This window comes from Nonomuraea sp. NPDC051191 (assembly GCF_044455665.1).
GTDB lineage: Bacteria > Actinomycetota > Actinomycetes > Streptosporangiales > Streptosporangiaceae > Nonomuraea.
Map to the genome: position 1 here is coordinate 118,241 of NZ_JBITEZ010000018.1, position 20,479 is coordinate 138,719.

6 protein-coding genes are annotated in these 20,479 nt (G+C 75.7%); 2 read left to right on the top strand and 4 right to left on the bottom strand.

Annotated elements, in window-relative coordinates:
* Positions 1 to 18: 18 nt before the first annotated feature.
* Positions 19 to 3,462, bottom strand: a complete 3,444-nt coding sequence (locus tag ACIA8R_RS42210; protein ID WP_397043187.1) for a protein kinase — start codon at positions 3,460 to 3,462, stop codon at positions 19 to 21.
* 179 nt (positions 3,463 to 3,641) lie between these two features.
* Here ACIA8R_RS42210 and ACIA8R_RS42215 point away from each other — a divergent pair, with 179 nt between their 5' ends.
* Positions 3,642 to 4,337: a hypothetical protein gene (locus ACIA8R_RS42215; protein ID WP_364094878.1), complete on the top strand. Its 696-nt coding sequence runs from the start codon at positions 3,642 to 3,644 to the stop codon at positions 4,335 to 4,337.
* Entirely contained in the window at positions 4,334 to 5,293 is a 960-nt protein-coding gene (locus tag ACIA8R_RS42220; protein WP_397043189.1) for a LysR family transcriptional regulator, read from the top strand. The genes ACIA8R_RS42215 and ACIA8R_RS42220 overlap by 4 nt, the downstream gene beginning before the upstream one ends.
* 54 nt (positions 5,294 to 5,347) lie before the next feature.
* Here the strand turns inward: ACIA8R_RS42220 and ACIA8R_RS42225 are convergent, their stop codons facing one another.
* From ACIA8R_RS42225 to ACIA8R_RS42235, 3 genes are read right to left on the bottom strand one after another with little or no spacing between them, the layout of a single operon-like run.
* A complete protein-coding gene (locus ACIA8R_RS42225) occupies positions 5,348 to 6,574 on the bottom strand; it encodes an MFS transporter (protein ID WP_364094872.1) in 1,227 nt (408 codons plus the stop codon).
* A gap of 20 nt (positions 6,575 to 6,594) precedes the next feature.
* Entirely contained in the window at positions 6,595 to 7,908 is a 1,314-nt protein-coding gene (locus ACIA8R_RS42230) for a serine hydrolase domain-containing protein (RefSeq protein ID WP_397043191.1), read from the bottom strand.
* 1 nt (position 7,909) lies between these two features.
* Complete coding sequence (locus tag ACIA8R_RS42235) at positions 7,910 to 20,302, bottom strand: amino acid adenylation domain-containing protein (RefSeq protein ID WP_397043193.1); 12,393 nt, start codon at positions 20,300 to 20,302, stop codon at positions 7,910 to 7,912.
* Positions 20,303 to 20,479 lie beyond the last annotated feature (177 nt).

Genomic DNA, 20,479 nt, shown 5'->3' on the forward strand with positions numbered 1-20,479 from the left:
CGGTCATTCGCGCGCCGTTCAGCAGAGTTCGCGGTACGGGGCGTCCGGGACGTAGCGTGACCAGTCGGTCCGGGAAGGGGAGCCGCCGACGCGGGCGCACAGCAGGGCGGCGGCGCGGGGGCCGTCGGTGACGTAGGTGAACAGGGCGCCGTCGCCGGTGAGCGCGTAGAGGGTGCGGCCGTCGGGGGAGAAGGACAAGGCGAGCACGGGGCCGGCGGCGCCGGGGAACGGGAGGTCGGCGGCCTGGCCGGTGGAGGTGTCGCGGACGCGTATGCGCTGGTCCCGGTCGACGGTGGCGAGGGTGCGGCCGTCGGGGGAGGAGGCGGCGACGATGCCGGCCTCGCTGACCAGCGGCGGCTCGATGAGGCGGCCCGTGCGCAGATCGGCCAGGTACAGCGCGTTGACGCCGGTGAGCGCGTACCGGGGGTCGGGCGCGAGGCCGCTCAGCGATCCGCCGACGGCGTCGGTGGTGATCCGCCGGACCGTCCGCCCGGAGGCGACGTCGAGCAGCACGAGCCCGTTGTCGTCGCGTGCCACCACTTCCCGGCCACCGGGGAGGAAGGCGAAGCTCCCGTAGGTCGCGCTCACCGTGTGGGCCGGCCGCCAGGAGGGGGTGGCGGTCCAGAGCTGGGTGGTCCGTTCCTCCTGGCAGGTGCCGGCCGCGCGGTAGATCGTGGCGGCGGCGAGCGTCCTGCCGTCGGGGCCGAACGTGAGGTCGCCGACCCGCCACAGATCGCCCGTCCGCCGGGTCCGGCGGCCCGGGAGGCGGGCCAGTTCGCGGCCGGTGACGACGTCGCTGATCCGTACGGCTCCGCCCGGGGTGACCACCGCGAGGGTGGCGCCGTCCGGGCTGAGGGTCACCGCGTGCTTGGGGTCGTTCGTGGCGGCGCACGGCGAGGTCGCCTCCGTGCCCTGGAAGACCAGGGTGGGCCCGACCTGGCGGCGGGTGCGCAGGTTCCACACCCGTACGCCGTCCGGCCCGGCCGTGGCGGCCCGTCCCGCCCCGACCGCCAGCGCCGCCTGCTCGGCCTGCCCGCCCAGCCGATCGGGCGCGGTCCAGGCGGTGACGTCGGCGAACCGTACGCCGCCCGGCCGTACCGTGTAGGCCAGGCCGCGGCCGTCGCCGGTGAACGCCAGCTCCTCCACCACGGACGGCAGGCCCGGTACGACGGTCGCCGACCGGCGGGCGGGTACGTCCCAGAGCCGCAGGCCCAGGTGGCTCACGGTCGCCAGCCACCGTCCGCCGGGGTCCGTGGCGAAGCTCTCCACGTGCTCCCCGGCCGCGGCGTGGCCGGCGAGCTCGGCGCCGGTGCCCGCGTCCCAGAAGCGGAGCTCGACGGCGTGGCTGATCAGCGTCCTGCCGTCCGGGGTGAAGCGCAGGGCGCGGATCTCGTCGTCGGAGGGCGGGACGGTGAACGCGCGTGCCGTACGTCCCGACGCGAGGTCCACCAGCTCCACGCGGCGGTCGGCGACGGCCAGCGCGAGGGTGGAACCGTCGGGGCTCAGGGCCGCCGCCGTGACCGTCTTCCTGGTCAGCGTGCTCACGACGGTGCCGCGGCGCAGGTCGAGCACCGAGACCGGCCTGCCGGAGCTGTACGTGAAGACCGCCGCCCGGTCGCCCCCGGCGGCGAAGACCGCTCCGTTGCCCACCAGGGGCAGTTCGTGCAGCAGGCGGCCGTCGCGCACGCCGAACACGCGGGCCGTGGACTGGTAGGAGTCGATGGCGAGCAGGAGGGAGGCGTCCGGGCTGAGGAAGCTGTTCGCGCAACAACCGGGCGAGGCGATCGTGCCCAGCGTCCGGCGCGTGGCCGGGTCGCGGACCGTCGCGCCGTCGCTGTCCCAGGTCAGGACGTGCCCTTGGGCCGACACGGCGAGGTACTTGCCGTCGATGCCCGTACTGACGTCGGCCTGGCCGAGCGAGGCCAGCAGCCCGAGCCGCGCCTCGGGCACGGGGGACAGCCGCCAGGCGGCGAGGCTGAGCTGCATCGCCGTGGTGGGTGTGTGCAGGCGCAGCGCGGGCACCCGCGCGGCGAGCCCGCGGGCGATCGCCTCGTCCCGCTGCCCGGTGACGGTGCGTCGCTGCGTCTCGGCCAGCGTGCCCAGGACCGCCGCCACCGCGAGCAACGCGGCGAGCAGGGCGAGCAGCAGGGCCCTGCGCCGCCTGCGACGGACCGTCAGCGCGGCCGAGGCGGCGAGGAAGCGCCGTTCGACCGGGTTGAGCCGCAGGTGCCGCCTGGTCTGGCCGGCCCAGCGGTGGTCGCGTTCGAGCGCGGAGCCCTGGTGCAGGTCGGCGTCCTTGTGCCCGTTCGCCGCCCATGCCCGGGCCGCGTCGCGCAGGCGCTCGTGATCGGCCAGGCCGGGACGTTCGTCGGCCAGCCAGCCGCGCAGCCGGTGCCAGGCGACGGGCAGGGCGGGCGAGGCGATGCGCACGCCGTTCGCGTCGCCGGTCAGCATCCCCGCCCGGCGCAGGGCCTCGACGGCGACGGGCGCCGCCGGGTCGTCGCCGAGTTCGTCCAGGGCGGCGGATCTGAGCTGGTCGCCGGGGCCGACCAGGCGTACCAGGAGGCCGGGGACGGCGGCCTGCGCGGGCTCGGGCAACGCCGCGAACGCCTGCTCGGCGCGCTCGCCGAGCGGCGGCCGTACGGCGCCGTTCCTGGCGGCGACGACGCCCGCCGCCCGGTTGCCGGCCTCCATGAGGCTCCCGTGCGCGGCCCGGTGCTCCAGCAGGCCGAGCAGGAGGTCGCGGGCCGCCGGACGCTCTTCCGGCCGCTCGGCCAGCCCCGCGTCCACCAGCGCGCGGAGCGGCTCCGGCAACGGGACGGTGTGCGCCTGCGCCCGGTACGGCGGACGGCCCGACGCGGCGTACAACATGACGGCCGCCCAGCCGTAGACGTCGGCCGCCCCGCCCGCGGGGGCGCCGCGCAGCACCTCGGGGGCCATGTAGAGCGGGGTGCCGACGGCGCCGCCCGGGGTGATCGAGCCGGTGAGCAGCCGGGCGATGCCGAAGTCGATGACGCGGGGCCCGTCGGGGCCCAGCAGCACGTTGTCCGGTTTGAGATCGCGGTGCACCACGCCCGCGCGGTGGACCGCCACCAGGGCCGTGGCCACCCCCACCGCCAGCCGGTGCAGCTCGTCGCCGTGGAAAGGGCCGTGCTCCTGGACGGCCGCGCGCAGGCTCGCCCCCGACACGAACTCGCTGACGAGGTACGGCCGCTCGGCCTCCAGGTCGAAGTCGAGGATCCTGGCGGTGCAGAAGGGGGCGATCCTCGACAACGCCCGCACTTCGCCGTCGGGCGGGCGGAGGGAGGCCGCCCCGGCGTGCAGCACCTTGACCGCCACCTGGTCACCGGCCGGCCCGTACGCCTCGTAGACGACCCCCTGGCCACCCGCGCCGAGCCGCCCCGCGAGGGTGTACACGCCGATGCGCCAGGGGTCACCGTCGAGGAGCGGGCTCCAAGCCACGACCCATTGTGTGCGCGAGGCCGTCACGAACGTCAATGCCCGACCGGCGGGGAGGGCCGGATGGGGGTCTTCTCCGACTACTACCGGGCGGCGCATGGTCGAATGGACATGAGCGATCGCTCATGGCGCACGCCTGGTCCGGTATTGGCGCTCAGACCGGAACGCCGCATAGTGAGGCCATGGACCGACCCCTGCGCGTCGCGGTCATCGGCGACCGCGATCCGGCTTGTTCCCCGCACGTGGCTACCGACGACGCGCTGCGGCATGCCGCCGCGCACCTTGGCATCGGGGTGGACGTCCGCTGGCTGGCCACCGAACCGCTCGAATCCGACCTGGCCGAGGTCAAGGCCGCCGACGTGTTGTGGTGCGCGCCAGGCAGCCCGTACCGCAGCCTGCGCGGCGCACTGGCCGCCCTTCGTCACGGCCGAGAGCACAGCCTCCCCACCTTGGGTACGTGCGGCGGCTGCCAGCACATGATCATCGAGTACGCCCGCCACGTGCTCGGCTACGAGGACGCGGAGCACGCGGAGTACGACCCGTACGCCTCCACCCTCTTCGTGTCGGAACTGGCCTGCTCGCTGGCCGGCAAGACCATGCCCGTCACCCTGCTCCCCGGTACCCGGGTGGCCGCGCTGTACGGACGGACCGAGGTCGAAGAGGAGTACTACTGCAACTTCGGTCTCGACCCCAGCCGGCAGAAGACCCTGCACGACGGTGGCTTCTCCGTCACAGGAGTGGACGGTGATGGCGAGGCCCGGGTGCTGGAGATTCCCGGCCACCCCTACTACGTGGCCACACTGTTCGTGCCGCAGGCCCGCTCGCGTCCCGAGGCCCCGCACCCGCTGGTCGTCGGCCTGCTGCGCGCGGCGCTATGACCTTCACCCAACTGAGGATCCTGCAGGCGGTCGCACGGACCGGCAACATGACCCGGGCCGCCGAGGAACTGTCCACCACGCAGTCTGCCGTCAGTCACGCTCTGCGCGCGCTGGAGAGCGAGCTCGGGATCGCGCTGCTGGTGCGGGGCAACCACGGGGTGAGCCTGACGGCGGCTGGACGTGCCGTGTGCCGCCGCGCCACGCTCATCCTCACCCAGGTGGAAGCGTTGGAGCAGGAGGTGGCCGCAGCCCAGGAGCATGAGCGTGGCAGCCTGCGCGTCGGTGTCATCCCCAGCGCCAACGTCCGGCTGCTGCCGCCGATCCTGCGGCGGTTCGGGGAGTCCTACCCGCAGGTGCGGCTCAGGGGGATGGAGGGCTCGGACGACGAGGTGCGGGAGTGGCTCGAAACGGGAGCGGCGGACATCGCAACCGTGTCCGCCGGAGTGGCGCGCGCACAGGCCACCCCGGCCTCGCTCCCCGCGGGGTTGATGGCGCGACCGCTCGCCACCGACCGCATGCTGGCCGTCCTGCCCAGCGGTCACGAACTGGGCGTCCGCGACTCGATACCGGTGGCCGAACTGTCCCGGCATCCGTTCATCATGTCCACGGGCGGCTGTGAGCCTCTGATCACGACACTCGCGCGGGCGGCGGGGGCGAGCCTGAAGTGCCATTACCGGGTGCGCGACACCAGCAGCATCCTCGCCATGGTCGCCGAGGGGCTCGGGGTGAGCATCGTCCCTGAACTGGCGCTGCCCGCCCATCGCCCGGGCGTGCACGCGATCCCGCTGGACCCGGCTGCCGAGCGCACCATCCTGCTCGCCTTGCCCGCGAGCCCGCTCCCGACGGCCACCGCCTTCGCCGAACTGGCCCTTACCCTCACACCTCAACCCAGCTGCGCCGAAGGGATGGGTCCCGGCAGGGAGTTCGCGGGCCCGGTCCAGGATTCCGTCGTATGAGCCGGAGGCTCCCGCCCCCGCCGGCGTCCAGTCGGAGAGGGTCGGAGAGGTGGGTCAGTGGCGGGCGGTGGGGAAGCGGCGGAGGGTCGGGCTGAGCGTGGTCGCGGTCGCCACGAGGGCGAGCGCGGCGGCGCAGGCCAGGATGCCGCCGGTCCCCGCCGTGACCAGCGCTCCGCCGAGCAGCGGCCCGAGCGCCGCCGCGCCGCCGCCGCACAGCCCCGTGACGCCCGTCAGCCGGCCGCGCAGCGCGTCCGGGGTGACGGTGATCTGGTAGGTCAGGATCGTGGTGTTGGCCAGGGGGACGAAGAAGGCGGCGCAGCCGAGCAGCAGCCCGAGCGGCAGGCCGCTCGGCACGACCGCCATCAGGGCCGTCAGCGCGGCGGTGACCCAGGAGAAGCCCACGATCACCACCGGCGCGGGCAGCGCGGCGTGCAGCCGGTCGGCCAGCGCGGCGCCGAGCAGCCCGCCCGCCCCCATGCAGGCCATGCTCAGCCCGATCACCCCGGCGCCCACCTGGTCCTCGTGGGACGTCGCCAGCACGATGATGATCAGGGCGGTGAAGACCAGGTTGGACAGCAGCATCCACAGCAGCGTCGTCCTGATGACCCGCCGGCCCAGCACCCACCGCAACCCGGCCACGAGGTCACCGCCCGGCCCCCGCTCCTCCCCGGCCGGATCCGGACGCGCGGGCAGCCGCAGGAAGAGCAGCGCGACGGAGGAGAACGCGAGCATGACGGCGTCCACCACGAACGGGATCGCCCGCTGCAGGGCGAACAGGAAACCGGCCAGCGCCGGTCCCACCAGGGTCGCGATGAACGGCCGCGCGGTGTTGGCCGCCACCGCCCGCGAGAGCTGCGAGGCGGGCACCACCTGCGGCAGCGCGGCCTGCTCGGCGGGCTCGAACGCGGCCCCGAGCAGGCCGTCGAGCAATGCCACCAGCAGGATGTGCGGGAAGGAGTAGACGTCCAGCCACACGGCGGCGGCGACGGAGGCCATGGCCAGCGCCCGCCCTGTCTGGCAGATCAGCAGGGTGCGCCTGCGGTCCCAGCGGTCGGCGATCACCCCGGCCGGCAGGTTGGCGATCATGTGACCGGCCGCCACCACCGACGAGGCCAGCCCGGCCTCCAGGGCGGAGCCGGACATGGCCAGGATCAGCAGGGGGATCGCGATGAAGTTGATCTCGTTGCCCAGCTCGGAGAGGAACTGGCCGCTCCACAGCGTGGCGTAGCTCCTGTTGCGCGACAGTGGCGCAGGTGCGGGTTCGACGGCGGAATCCTTCATGGTCGACGTGTTCCTCCCGTTCAGGACTCCGGCGGCAGGCGGCGGGCCAGTCGTCCGGTCACTTGGATCAGGCCGATCCGGCCGGCGTCGCTGAGGACATCGGGGATGAACCGGCCGGCGTGCGCGGTGCGGCCGTGGGGCGGCGGCTCGCCGACGGCGAACACCAGGCCGGGGAAACACGTGATCGCGCCCGTGGACCGCAGGCTCAGGCGGCCCGCGCCGTCCTCGGCCACCTCGAACCTGGCCGCGCCGTTCGCGTACGCTCCCGCGCAGCCCGGCGGGCCTGGCACGGGCGGCCCGGGAGCGGCCAGCGGGCGGTGGTCGCCCACCTCGACGCCCGCCGCCGCCAGCCGGTCCACCAGGTCGCGCCACACGGCCAGGCCGGTGTTCGCGTTCGTGGTCAGCGCGACGACCGTGCCGCTGACGGGATCGGCGCGCAGGTGGCACGAGGTGCCCTCCCCCGTGCCGTCGTGGCCGAACCACTCGGCGCCGTCGCGGCGGTGGATCGCCCAGCCGAGACCCCACCCGTCCGCCATGCCGTAGGGGCCGATCGCGGCGCCGGCCAGCCGGTCCACGCGCATCCGCAGCAGCGTGTCCGCGCCGAGCAGGGCGGGCAGGGACGGGTCGCCCAGGTGCAGGCGGGCGAAGGCGACCAGGTCGGCGGCGCTGAGCGCCAGCGCGCCGTCCGGGGCCTCGACGGGCGACTCCTCCTCGGCCACCGCCACCACCACGTCCCGGGACGGGTGCACGGTGTGGCCGGTCGCCGCCCGGCGGGCCGTCGGCGGGCCCGCCACGTACGCGGGCGTGATCTCCAGCGGGGCCAGCAGCAGGTCCTCGACCGCCTCCCACCAGGTCATCCCGGTGACGGACTCGATCAGGTGCCCGGCCAGGACGTACCCGGCGTTGGAGTAGGAGAACGCGGGGACGATGCCGGGCCAGGCGGGCCCGCAGTGTCCTTCGGCCCACGCCCGCCTGCTGGGCGCACGGTCGGCGTCCTCGGCGTTGGCCGCCAGGCCGGCGGTGTGGCTGAGCAGCCGGCCCAGGGTGAGGTCCGCGGCGTACGGGCCCAGCTCGGGCAGCGGTCCGGCGAGCGGCGTGCCGAAGCCCACGTCGCCGTCGTCGGCCAGCATGGCGGCCAGCGTCGCGGTGAACGGCTTGGTCAGCGACCCGAGCGGGAACGCGGTGCCGGCCGTCACCGGCGGGCCGCCGGGGGTCTGCACGCCGTACTCGGCGGTCGTCGTCCGGCCGTCTCGGTGGACGGCGAGCTGGGCGCCGGGGACGCGGTGCCCGCGCGCCAGCTCGGCCAGCAGGCCCGGCAGGTCGAGGCGGTCCATGTCAGCCCACCCCACCGGAGCTGGGGCCGGAGCCGGGGTCGGAGCCGGGGCCGGAGCGGGAGTCGGGGCCGGGAGCGAAGCCGGAGCGGGAGCCGGTGGCGTGGCGGGGGCCCGGGTGGCGGGCCAGCGAGCGCAGGCAGGCCAGGAAGTCCGCCATGAGCCGGTCCACCGTGGCCTGGTCGTGCACGTTCCGCGAGTGGTACCAGTCGAAGGACAACCGGCCGTCCCGGATCGCGCCCACGACCTCCAGCAGGTGATCGGCCCGCTCCAGCGGGCTCTGCTCGCGGCCGATCGGGTCGTGGAAGGCGCGAAGGAGGCCGTCACTGTGGCCGTCACTGTGGCCGCCGGGCGCGTCCGCCTGCCCGTGGTAGTTGAAGGCCACCTGCGGGACGGGCCGCGACGCCAGCTCCGCCCCGGCCGATCCCGGCGGCCCGAGATGGCGCAGCAGGCCGTAGCCGAGCCCGTTGCCGGGGATCGCGCGAAGCTGCTCGCGCACCGACCGGACGATCTTCACCCAGTCGTCGCCGCCGGGCAGCGTGAGGGCCGCCGGGTACTCCGTGGTGAACCAGCCGACGGTCCTGCTCAGGTCGAGGTCGTCGAACAGGTGCTCGCGGCCGTGCCCCTCCATGTCGATCACCACCCGCTCGTCGCCGCTCCACCGGCTGAGGGTCCAGGCCAGGGCGGCGACCAGCAGCTCGTGGAGCCGTACGCGGAAGGCGGCGGGGGCGGCGCGGACCAGCGCGCGGGTCTCCTCCTCCGACAGCGCGCCGGGCACGACGGCGACCGAGCCGACCAGGTTGTCGCCGTCGTGGTCCACGGGCAGCGGCGGCGGATCCGGCAGCCCGGTCCAGTACGCGGCCTCCCGGCCCGGTCCGTCGCCCGCGGCGTACCCGGCCAGCCTGGTCGCCCAGGTGCCGAACGGCGAAGAGGCGGGGCCGAGGTCGATCGGCTCGCCGTCGGCCGCCTGCCGGTACGCGGTCTCCAGGTCCTCGGTCAGGACGCGCCAGGAGACGGCGTCCACGACCAGGTGGTGGGCGGTGAGGTACAACCACGGCCGGCGGCCGGGGCCGGTGTCGAACAGCAGGGCCCGGCACAGGGGGCCACGGGCGAGGTCGAACCCGGCGTCCGCGGCGGCGGCCCGTTCGTCCATGGCCCCTCGCAGGTCGGTGTCCGTGTCCAGGTGCGTCAGGTCGTGCCGGGCCAGCGGCAGCCGCGCGTCGTCGGCGGGGGCGATGTGCTGCCGCCATTGGTCGCCGTCCCGTTCGAAGCGGGACCGCAGCGCGTCGTGCCGCCGCGCCAGCGCGGCGAGCGCGGCCCGCAGGACCTCCTCGTCCACCGGGCCGGTCAGCTCGGCCAGCATGGACTGGTTGTAGTGGTGCGGGGCGACCCGGTGACCGGCCAGGAAGGCCCGCTGCACCGGCGTCAACGGCACCGGCCCGCCGGTGACCTCGCCCGCCCCGAGAGCGCCGCCGGCCCCGGCGCCCGTGGAGGCCGGGGCGGCGCGAGCCACCGGGGCCAGCTCGGCGATCGTCTGGTGCAGGAAGAGGTCCTTGGTGGTGACGCCGATCCCGGCGCGCCGGGCCCTGGCGACCATCTGCATGCTGAGGATGGAGTCGCCGCCCAGGTCGAAGAAGTTGTCCTCGACCCCGAACGCCCCGGGCTCGACGCCCAGGACCTCCGCCCACACCTCCACCAGCGCCGACTCCACGCCGTCGCGCGGCGCGATCCGCTCGTCCGCCGCCGTGCCCACGTCCGTGGCGGACGGGTGCGGCAGGGCGCGCCGGTCCACCTTGCCGCTGCTGGTCAGCGGCAGCTCGTCCAGTGTCACGAAGAAGTGCGGCACCATGTAGCCGGGCAGCCGCCCGCGGGCGAACTCGCGCAGCGCGGCGGTCTCCGGCGCGGCCCCGGCCACCGGCACGACGTACGCGGCGATCCGCGGCACGCCCTGTCCGTCCCCGAGCACCACGACGGTCGCCCGCGCCACCCGCGGGTGCTCGCCGAGCACCGCCTCGATCTCGCCGGGCTCGATCCGGAACCCGCGCACCTTCACCTGGTCGTCGGTCCTGCCGAGGTACTCCAGCGTGCCGTCGGGACGCCACCGCGCCAGGTCCCCGGTGCGGTACATGCGCCCGCCCGCTTCCTCGAACGGCCCGGCGACGAACCGTTCGGCGGTGAGCGCGGGCCGGCCGAGATAACCGCGGCCGAGCTGGTCACCGGCGAGGTACAGCTCCCCGGCCACGCCCACGGGGACCGGCCGCAGCGTCCCGTCCAGAACGTACGCCCGGGTGTTGCGCATCGGCCTGCCCACGATGGGCCGTTCGCTGTCGGACAGGCGGCAGTACAGGGTGTCCACGGTGCACTCGGTCGGCCCGTAGTAGTTGTAGCCGGCGGTGTCCGGGGCCGTGCGCAGGTCGTGCCAGAGCGCCTCGCCCACCGCCTCGCCGCCCAGCATGACCACCGCCGGCCGGTGCCGTTCCCCGGTGAGCAGGCCGAGCGGCACGAGCTGCTCGGCGTAGGACGGCGTCAGGTCCAGCACGTCGATCCGGTGCCGGTCGATGTAGGACAGCAGCGCCTCCGGGTCGCGCCGCGTGAGGTCGTCGATCACGTGCAGCTCGTGGCCGTCGGCCAGCCACAGCACGCCCTCCAGCGAGGTGTCGAAGCTGAACGCCGCGGTGAGCCCCGCCCTGAGCCGCCCGCCGCCCGCCTCGGGCCGGATGAGGCCGGCCCGGTGGTCGAGGAACAGGTTGGTCAGCCCGCGGTGTTCGAGCACCACGCCCTTGGGCCGGCCGGTCGAGCCGGAGGTGTAGATCACGTACGCCGGGTGCCCGGGGAGCGGCGCGGGCCAGTCCGGCGGGCCGTCCGGCTGCCCGTCGAGCAGCGCGGGATCGTCCAGCATGATCAGCTCGCCGGGCACGGGCGGGCCGAACGCCGCCTCCCGGTCGGTCAGGACGATCACCGGCTTGGCGTCGTCCAGCATGAACGACAGCCGTTCGTCCGGCAGGTCGGGATCCAGCGGGAGGAAGGCGGCCCCGGCCTTGAGCACCGCCAGCAGGGCCACGACGGTCCGGTCGCCGCGCGAGCAGGCCAGTCCCACCAGCGTCTCGGGACCGGCCCCGCGCGCCCGGAGCAGCCGTGCCAGGCGGTCGGCGCGGGCGTCCAGCTCGGCGAAGGTGAGCGTGCGGTCGCGGAAGGACAGCGCGGGCAGCGCCGCGTCGGCGCGGGCCCGTTCGGCGAACAGGTCGGTGAACAGCGCGGACGACGCCGGGGCGCGCGTGCCGTTCCAGCCGGTCAGGACCTGCTCCCGTTCGGCGTCCGTCATGATCGGCAGGTCGGCCAGGAGGGCGCCGGGGTCGGCCGCGACGGCGTCGAGCAGGGTCGTCAGGTGGCCGGCCAGCCGTTCGGCGGTGGAATGGTCGAACAGCGCGGTACTGTAGCCGATGGCCGCCGTCAGCCGGCCGCCGTGCTCGTGGAAGTCGACCGTCAGGTCGTGGCTGACCTGGCCGGAGACGGCCGGCAGCGGCGCGGCGCGCAGGCCCGGGAGGTCCGGGTCGGCCGACGGCGTGTTGTCCAGCACCACCATGACGTCCACCAGCGGGTTCCTGCTCGGGTCCCGCTCCGGACGAAGCAGTTCGACCAGCCGCTCGAACGGCACGTCCTCGTGCTCGAACGCCTCTAGCACGGTCGAACGCACCTCGGCCAGGAAAGCGGCGAACGACGACGAGCCGTCGACGGTGGACCTGAGCACGACGGTGTTGACGAAGAACCCGACCAGCCCCTCCAGCTCGGCCCGGCCGCGTCCGGAGGTCGCCGTGCCGACGGCGACGTCCCGCTGTCCGCAGATCCGGGACAGCAGGAGCTGCGTCACGGCGGTCAGGACCATGAACAGCGTGGCGTCGTGCCCGCGGGCCAGCGCCTTGAGCCGGTCCAGCGTCCCCGGCGCGACGTCGAGCAGGCGCATCGCGCCGTCGGCCACCCGTACCGGCGGGCGGGGCCGGTCGACCGGCAGCGCGAGCGGCGTGAGGCCGGCCAGCCGGCGTTCCCAGTAGCCGGGGTCGGACGGGTGCCGGCGCTGCCAGGAGGCGAAGTCGGCGTACCGCAGCGGGAGCGGCGGCAGCTCGGCCCGCTCGCCCCGGAGCGCGGCGGCGTAGCAGGCGCCCAGCTCGGCGCCGAGCACGCCCATCGACCAGCCGTCGGTCGCGATGTGGTGCATGACCAGCGCGAGCGCGTGCTCGGCGGCGCCCAGCCGCACCAGCGTGGCCCGCAGCACGGGCCCGCGCCGCAGGTCGAACGGCCGGGACGCGGCCCGCTCCACGGCCTCCCGCATCGCCCGTTCGGGATCGTCGTCGCCGGACACGTCGGTCACCGGCAGGGGCACCGGGCCGGGAGGCAGGATCGTCTGCGTGCCGCGGCCGTCCACGTCGCCGTAGACCGTGCGCAGCGACTCGTGCCGCTCCACCAGCCGGTCGAGCGCGGTACGCAGCGCCGCCACGTCCAGCTCGCCGGACAGGCGCAGCCCGTACACGGTGTTGTACTCCGAGCCGCCGGGCTCGAACTCGCTGAGGAACCACAACCGCTGCTGGGCGAAGGACAGCGGCAGGCCCTCGTCGCCCGCGACCCGCTCGACGGCGTCGGGCACGGGCGCGGCGGTGAGCGTGCCGGCGAAGGCGGCGATGGTCGGGGTGTCGAAGAGCTGGCGCGGCGAGGGCGCCGCGCCGAGCGCCGCCCGCACCCGCGAGATCACCCGGATGCTGAGGACGGAGTCGCCGCCGAGGTCGAAGAAGTCGTCCTCGACGCCCACGTCCGCCACGTCCAGCCCCAGCACCTCGGCCCAGATCCCGGCCAGCAGCGATTCGGTGGCATCGCGCGGGGCGACCCGGGGCACGGCCGCGTCGAGCGGCCCGTCGGGCACGGGCAGCGCCCGCCGGTCGAGGGTGCCGCCCGCGGTCAGCGGCAGGGCGTCCAGCCGGGTGAACGCCGACGGCACCGCCTGCGCGGGCACGTGCGCGGCCATGAACGCGCGCAGCTCGGCCGGACCCGGGACGTCCTCGCCGGCCGGCACGACGTAGCCGACCAGCCGCGTCCGCCCGGCCTCGTCGCGGTGCCCGGCCGCCGCGGCGGCGGCCACCCCGGGATGGCGGGCCAGCGCGGCCTCCACCTCGCCCAGCTCCACGCGGAACCCGCGGACCTTGATCTGGTCGTCGGCGCGCCCGACGATCTCCAGCTCGCCGTCGGCCCGGCGGCGGCCCAGGTCGCCGGTACGGTAAACGCGCTCCCCGGAGGCGTCGCGCAGGAACCGGCTCGCGGTCAGCTCGGGACGCCCCCAGTAACCGCGCGCGACCCCGTCGCCCGCGACGCAGATCTCGCCGGTCACCCCCACGGGCACCGGACGCAGCCCGGCGTCGAGCACGTGCACACGGGTGTTGGCGAACGGCCGCCCGATCGGCGCGTACGCCCCCTGCCCCATGGGCGCCGCGCCGAGCTGGAACACCGTCGAGTCCACGGTGGTCTCCGTCGCGCCGTAGGCGTTGACCGCGATCGTCCCGGGCCCGAGGCGGGCGAGCACCCGTTCGGCCTCGGCCACCGGCCAGCCCTCCGAACCGACCATCAGCACCCGCAGCGCCTCCGGCCGCCGGCCCGAGCGCGCCAGCTCCTCGGTCACCGCCGCCGCCAGCGACGGCACGGTCACCATGAGGTGCGCGCCGCTGCTCACCAGCAGGTCGGCCATGGCGCGGGGGTCGCCGACGTGGTCGGCCGGGCAGATCACCATCTCGCCGCCGAACATCGCCGACAGCAGGAAGTCGCCGAAGAACAGGTCGACCGACTGGCTGGAGACCGCCAGGCAGCGCGGCCGGGTCCCGGCCAGGCCGTAGCGGGCGTCCCAGGCGTGGGTCATGTGGTGGACGTTGCGGTGCTCGACCATCACGCCCTTCGGCCGTCCCGTCGAGCCCGAGGTGTAGATCACGTACGCCAGGTCGTCCGGCCCGACGTCCACGCGCGGCGGCCGGGCGGGGGCGCGGGCCGGATCGAGGGCGGGATCGTCCAGCAGGACGGCCTCCGTCCCGCCCAGCCGGTCGAGCAGCGCCGTACGGGTGACCACGAGCGGGGCGGCGCAGTCGGCCAGCATGGATTCCAGCAGGGCGCGCGGGTAGTCCGGGTCGAGCGGCACGAACGCCGCCCCCGACTTCAGCACGCCGAGCAGCGCGGCGACGGCGTCCACGCCGCGTTCGACGCAGACGCCGACCAGCGTGCCCGGCCGCGCGCCGCGCTCGATCAGCAGGTGCGCCAGCCGGTCGGCCCGCCCGTCCAGCTCGGCGAAGGTCAGGCTGTCGGGGCCGCAGCTCACGGCGGTGTCGCCGGGCGTGCGTGCGGCCTGCTCGGCGAACAGCTCGTGCACCGGGCGGGCGGCGGGGAAGCGCGCCGCGGTGTCGTTCCAGGCGGCGAGCTGCGCGCGTTCGGCGGCGGTGAGCACGGGCAGGTCCGCCGTCCGCCGGGCGGTGCCGTCGGCGAGGGCGTCGAGCAGGGTCTCCAGGTGGCCCAGCAGCCGGGCCGCGGTGGCCTCGTCGAGCAGCGCCGGGTCGTAGTCGGCGGCGATGGTCAGTTCGTCGCCCGCGTGCACGGTGATCATGAGCGGGTAGTTGCTGCGCTCGTCGCCGAGGTGTTCCAGCACCCGCACGCCGTGCCCGTCGCGCCGGCCCTCGGGGTAGTTCTCGAACACCAGCACGCTGTCGAACAGAGGAACGCCGCCCGGCAGCTCGCCGCACCGGTGGACCTGGGCGGGGGACAGGTAGTCGTACTGGCGGCACTCGGCCTGGTGGTCCTGGAGCCGGCGCAGCCAGCCGAACACCTCGGCCTCGCCGTCCACCTCGACCCGGACGGGCAGCATGTTGATGAACAGCCCCACGATCGACCCGGCGTCCCGCAGGCCGGCGGGGCGGCCGGAGACGGTGGCGCCGAAGCACACCTCGCGCTCTCCGGCGTAGCGCGACAGCAGGATCGCCCACGCGCCCTGGAGCAACGTGTTCACCGTCAGGCGCGCGTTCCTGGCCCGCTCGTACAGGCGGGCGGAGCGGTCGGCGGGCAGGCTCACCCGTACGGCGGCGGTGGAGCGTGACCGGTGCGCCCGCGCCGGAGGCCGGTCGTACGGGATCGGCGTCGGCGCGGCGAACCCGGCCAGCTCCCGCCGCCAGTGCCCCTCGGCCGCCGCCACGTCCTGCCGCCCGAGCCATTCCAGGTAGTCCCGGTACGGCCTGCGCACGGGGGCCGGACGGCCCGCGTACCGCTCGAACACCTGGGTCAGCACCTGCGCCGCGCTCCAGCCGTCGAGCATGAGGTGGTGCGCGGTCCAGAAGACCCGTACCCGGGTGTCGGTCAGGCGGGCGACGACCAGCCGCGCCAGCGGCGCGGTGGCCAGGTCGAGGCGGCGTTCGGCGCGGCGCGCCCACAGCCGTTCGGTCTCGGCCCGCCGCGCGGACTCCGGCAGCCCGCGCCAGTCGTGCAGCTCGACCGGGAGGCGCACGCCGCGCCGCACGACCTGCACGGGCTCGGGCACGTCCTGCCAGACGATCGCCGTGCGCAGCGCCGGGATCTCGTCGGTGACCTGCTGCCAGGCCCGTACCAGGCGGTCCGGGTCGTCCACGCCGTCGAGCAGGAGACTGAAGTGGGAGGCGTAGGTGTCGGCGGCGGGGTCGGCCAGCGAGTGGAAGAGCAGGCCGCCCTGCAACGGCGTGAGCGGGTAGACGTCCTCGACCGAGCGGCCGTCGCCCGCGACGCGGTCCACGGCGGCCTGGTCGAGCCGGGCGAGCGGGAAGTCGGAGGGGGTGCAGCCGCCCGCGCCGGGCTCCGCGCAGTGCTCGACGATCTCCGCCAGCGCCGCCGTCATCCGTTCGGCCAGGGCCGCCACGGTCGCCTCCCGATGCCGCCGGCACGAGTACGACCAGCGCATCTCCAGCCGGTCCCCGCGCACCACCGCGTTGACCTCCAGCAGGTGGACGCGCTCCTGGCGCGGGTCGCGCTCGGTCCCCTCGGGGGTCGGCAGCATGCCGCGCGACTCCATCCGGCCCAGGTAGTTGAAGGCGACCTCGGGCTGCCGGTCGTCGCGCAGCTCGGCCCCCGCGGGGGACAGGTGGCGCAGCGCGCCGTACCCGAGTCCGCGCAGCGGGACCGCCCTGACCTGCTCCTTGACGGACCGGAGCAGGTCGCCCCAGCCGCCGTCCGGGAGTTCCAGCACCAGGGGGGAGACGGTGGTGAACCAGCCGACCGTGCGCGACAGGTCCACCTCGGGGAACAGCTCCTCGCGGCCGTGCCCCTCCAGCTCGACCAGGACGCGGGCGCCGCCCGCCCAGCCGGCCAGCACCCGGCCGAGCGCGCCGAGCAGCACCTCGTCGACGCGCGTCCGGTAGACCTCCGGCACCTCGCGCAGCAGCCGCCGGGTGAGGCCGGCGTCCAGCGTGGCCGTCACCGTCCGCAGGTCGCCGGCGACGTTCGCGCCCTCGGCGTCGTCCACGGGCAGCGGGGGGACCTCGGAGGCCAGCTCCCGTACCCGCCGCCAGTGGGGCAGCTCGTGGTCGAAGCCGCCGGATGCCGCGTGGTCGCCCAGCCGCAGCGCCCACTCGCGGAACGACGTGGAACGCGGGCCCAGCCGGATCGGTTCTCCGGCGGCGGCCTGGCGGCAGGCGATCTCCAGGTCCGACAGCAGCACCCGCCACGACACGCCGTCCACGACCAGGTGGTGGGCGGCCAGGAACAGCCGCCGGGGGCCGTCGCCGGTGAACAGCACGGCCTTGATCAGCGGCCCGCGGTCGAGCGCGAACGAGGTCTGCGCCTCCACGGCCGCGCGGTGGGCGTACCCGGCGCGCTCGTCCTCGGGGACGCCGGACAGGTCGACGCGGCGCAGCACCCGGCCGTGCTCGGCGGCGGCGTTGTGCTGCCGCCACCCGGCGTCGTCCCGCTCCAGCCGCAGGCGCAGCGCGTCGTGCCGCTCGACCAGGGCCGTCAGCGCCGCCTCGACGGCGTCGTCACCGGCTTCGGCGGGCGGTTCCAGCGCGACCGCCTGGTTGAACCGCGGCAGGCTGCCGGCCAGGTTCTCCAGGAACCAGTGCTGGATCGGCGTGAGCGGCACGTCGCCACTCACCGGGCCACTCACCGGGCCACTCACCGGGCCACTTACCGGGCCGTCCCCGGTGTCCCGGCCCGTCGGGGCGTCGGGCAGCTCGGCGGCCAGGTCGGCGACGGTCTGGCGGAGGAACATCAGGCGCGGGGTCAGCGCCAGCCCCGCCGCCTGCGCCCCGGCGACGACCTGGAGCCCGAGGATGGAGTCGCCGCCGAGGTCGAAGAAGTTGTCGTGCACGCCCACGCGCTCGACGCCCAGGACCCGCGCCCACACCTCGGCGAGCGCACGTTCGGCCGGGGTGCGCGGCTCGGCGTACTCCTCGCCGCTGTGGCGGGCGCCGGTCGGCGCGGGCAGGGCCCGCCGGTCCACCTTGCCGCTGTGCGTGAGCGGCAGGGCGTCCAGGATCACGAACGCCGTCGGCACCATGTGCTCGGGCAGCCGCCGCCGCAGGGCCTCGCGCAGCTCCGCGGGGTCCGCGCCGCCCTCGGCCGGTACGACGTAGCCCACCAGCCGCCTGGTCCCGTTCGCGTCCTCCTTGACCGCGGCGGCGGCGGCGACCACGCAGGGCTGCTCCGACAGCGCGGCCTCGACCTCGCCCGGCTCGATCCGGAACCCGCGCAGCTTGACCTGGTCGTCGGTGCGGCCCGCGTGCTCCAGCCGGCCGTTCGCCAGCCAGCGGGCCCGGTCCCCGGTGCGGTACATGCGCGTGCCCGGCGGCCCGTACGGGTCGGCCACGAACCGCTCGCCGGTCAGGCCGGGCCGGTTCAGATACCCCCTGGCCAGGCGCGTGCCGCCCAGGTACAGCTCGCCCGGCACGCCGATGGGCGCGGGCCTGAGCCGCTCGTCCAGCACGTACGCCCGGATGCTCGGGAACGGCCGCCCGATGGGGACCGGCCCCGGGCCGGCGTCCGCCGGGGTCAGCGGCTCGCTCAGCGTGGCGCCGACCATGGTCTCCGTGGGCCCGTAGCCGTTGAACACCCGGCGCCCCGGCGACCAGGCGCGCACCAGCTCGGGCGGGCACGTCTCGCCCGCCACCACCACGACCGCGCCGCGCGGGACGCCGTCCTCGGGCAGCGTCGCGAGCGCGGTGGGCGGCAGCGTGACGTGGGTGACCCGCTCGCGGGCGATCAGCCCGGCCAGCGGCGCGCCGGGCGGGCGTTCGTCGTCGGCGGCGACCACGAGCGTGCCCCCGGACAGCAGGGCGAGCACCAGCTCCCAGAACGCGCCGTCGAAGGAGAGCGAGGCGAACTGGAGCACCCGCGCGCCCGGCCCGGCGTCCATGCGCTCGCGCTGGACGCGCACCATGTCGTGCACGCCCTCGTGCGTGACCACCACGGCCTTGGGCCGGCCGGTGGAGCCGGAGGTGTAGATCACGTACGCGGGGTTCTCCGGCCGCGCGGCCGGGGAGCCGCCGGGCGGTCCGGCGGGCGCCGGGTCGTCCGGCCCGACGAACGGCAGACCGGCGGGCAGCGCGGACGCGCTCTCCCGGGTGGCCACCGCCAGCACCGGACGGGTGTCGCCGACCATGGCCGCGATCCGGCCGGCCGGCTGCCCCACGTCCACCGGCAGGTACGCGGCCCCCGCCTTGAGCACCGCCAGCACCGCCACGACCATGTCGATCGACCGGGGCAGCGCCACCGCGACGTACCGCTCCGGCCCCGCGCCCCTGGCGGCCAGCAGCCGGGCCAGCCGGTCGGCGCGCTCGTCCAGCTCGCCGTAGGTGAGCGAGCGGCCGCCGCACACCACGGCCTGGGCGTCCGGCCGGGCCGCCGCCTGCTCGGCGAACAGCCGCGTCACCCTCAGCGTCTCCGGCCCGGCGCCGGTCCCGGGCCACAACGAGGTCAGCAGCCGGTGCTCGGTCCGGCCGAGCAGCGGGATCCCGGCCAGCGGCCGGCCGGGCGCCGCCGCGATCCCGGCGAGCAGGCGCACCAGGTGGGCAGTCATCCGCTCGGCGGTGTCCGGGCCGTACAGGCTCGTGTTGTAGGCCAGGCTCCCGGCCAGGGCGCCGTCCCGTTCGGTGAAGTCGAACGACAGGTCCATGCTCGCGGCCAGCACGGGCGGCGGCAGCTCGGTGACCCGCAGGCCGGGGAAGGCGGCCGTGCCGGGCGGCAGGTTGCGCAGGTTGACCGCCACCTCCGTCAGCGGCGGGCGGCTCGGGTCGCGTTCCGGGCGCAGCGCCTCCACCAGCCGCTGGAACGGCACCCGGTCGTGGGCGAACGCGTCCAGCACCGTCGTGCGCGTACGGCCCAGCAGCTCCTCGAACGGGCGCGACTCGTCCACCTCGCCGCGCAGCACCAGCGTGTTGACGAAGAAGCCGACCAGGTTCTCCGTCTCGACCCGGTCCCGGCCGGAGACGACGGTGGCCACGGCCACGTCCGGACGGCCGGTGTAGCGGGCCAGCAGCGTGTGCACCGCGGCGACCAGCGTCATGAAGAGCGTGGCGCCGGCCCGCTCGCCGATCTCGCGCAGCCGCCCGGTGACGTCCGCGGGCACCTCGAACCCGCACGCCGCCCCCGCGGAGCTCCTGACCGGCGGGCGCGGCCGGTCCGTCGGCAGGTCCATGGGGGCCAGCCGGTCCAGCCGGCGCCGCCAGTACGCGAGCTGCTCCCCGGCCTGCGGCCCCGAGGCCCGCTCCCGCTGCCAGGCGCTGACGTCGGCGTAGCTCACCGGCAGCGGCGGCAGGGCGGCGGGCGGGCCGCCGGCGGCCTCGGCGTACAGGGCGGCCAGGTCGTCGAGCAGCACCCGCGAGGACCAGCCGTCGGTGACGATGTGGTGGGCGTGGGCGGTCAGCACGTGCTCGCGCGCGCCGAGCCGGATCAGCCGGGCCCGGAACACCGGCCCCACCCGCAGGTCCACGGGCCGGCGGGCCTCCTCCTCCAGCAGACGGTCCAGCTCGCCGGGACGCTCCGACAGGTCCGTCAGCGGCAGCGGCACCTCGGCGGCCGGCATGACCCGCTGCGTGCCGCGCCCGTCCAGGGAGCCGAACGTCGTGCGCAGGGTCTCGTGCCGGGCCACCACCCGGGTGAGCGCGGTCCGCAGCGCGGGCACGTCCAGGTCGCCCCTCAGCCGGACGGCCAGCGGCACCAGGTAGTCCACGGCGTCCGGGTCCAGCTCGTACATGAACCAGAGCCGCTCCTGGGCGGGGGAGAGCGGGACCGGGCCGGTGGTGTCCGTACGCGGGATCGGGTCGGCGGCCGACCGGCCGGACAGTCTCCGCAGCATCTGGTCACGGAGGTGTTCCGGCAGTGCCGCGATCCGCTCGTCCCGCTGGGAAGAGATATGCATCGGGGTGTCTCCAAGCCCTCCGATTGACGGTCGGCCGCCCGCGCCTGGATGACGTTTCGATGAACTGCGGTAAGCGCGCGGCCCGGACCTCGCGGGCGTCGTCCGAGGCCGCCCGCCGCCTCCTCCTGATGGTGTCAACGGCCGCCCGGCCGCTCCAGAGCATTGAACCGACGGCTA

Coding starts and splice junctions, on each gene's coding strand:
- ACIA8R_RS42220 (WP_397043189.1), top strand. CDS start 4,334: ATGACCTTCACCCAACTGAGGATCCTGCAGGCGGTCGCACGGACCGGC.
- ACIA8R_RS42215 (WP_364094878.1), top strand. CDS start 3,642: ATGGACCGACCCCTGCGCGTCGCGGTCATCGGCGACCGCGATCCGGCT.
- ACIA8R_RS42230 (WP_397043191.1), bottom strand. CDS start 7,908: ATGGACCGCCTCGACCTGCCGGGCCTGCTGGCCGAGCTGGCGCGCGGG.
- ACIA8R_RS42225 (WP_364094872.1), bottom strand. CDS start 6,574: ATGAAGGATTCCGCCGTCGAACCCGCACCTGCGCCACTGTCGCGCAAC.
- ACIA8R_RS42235 (WP_397043193.1), bottom strand. CDS start 20,302: ATGCATATCTCTTCCCAGCGGGACGAGCGGATCGCGGCACTGCCGGAA.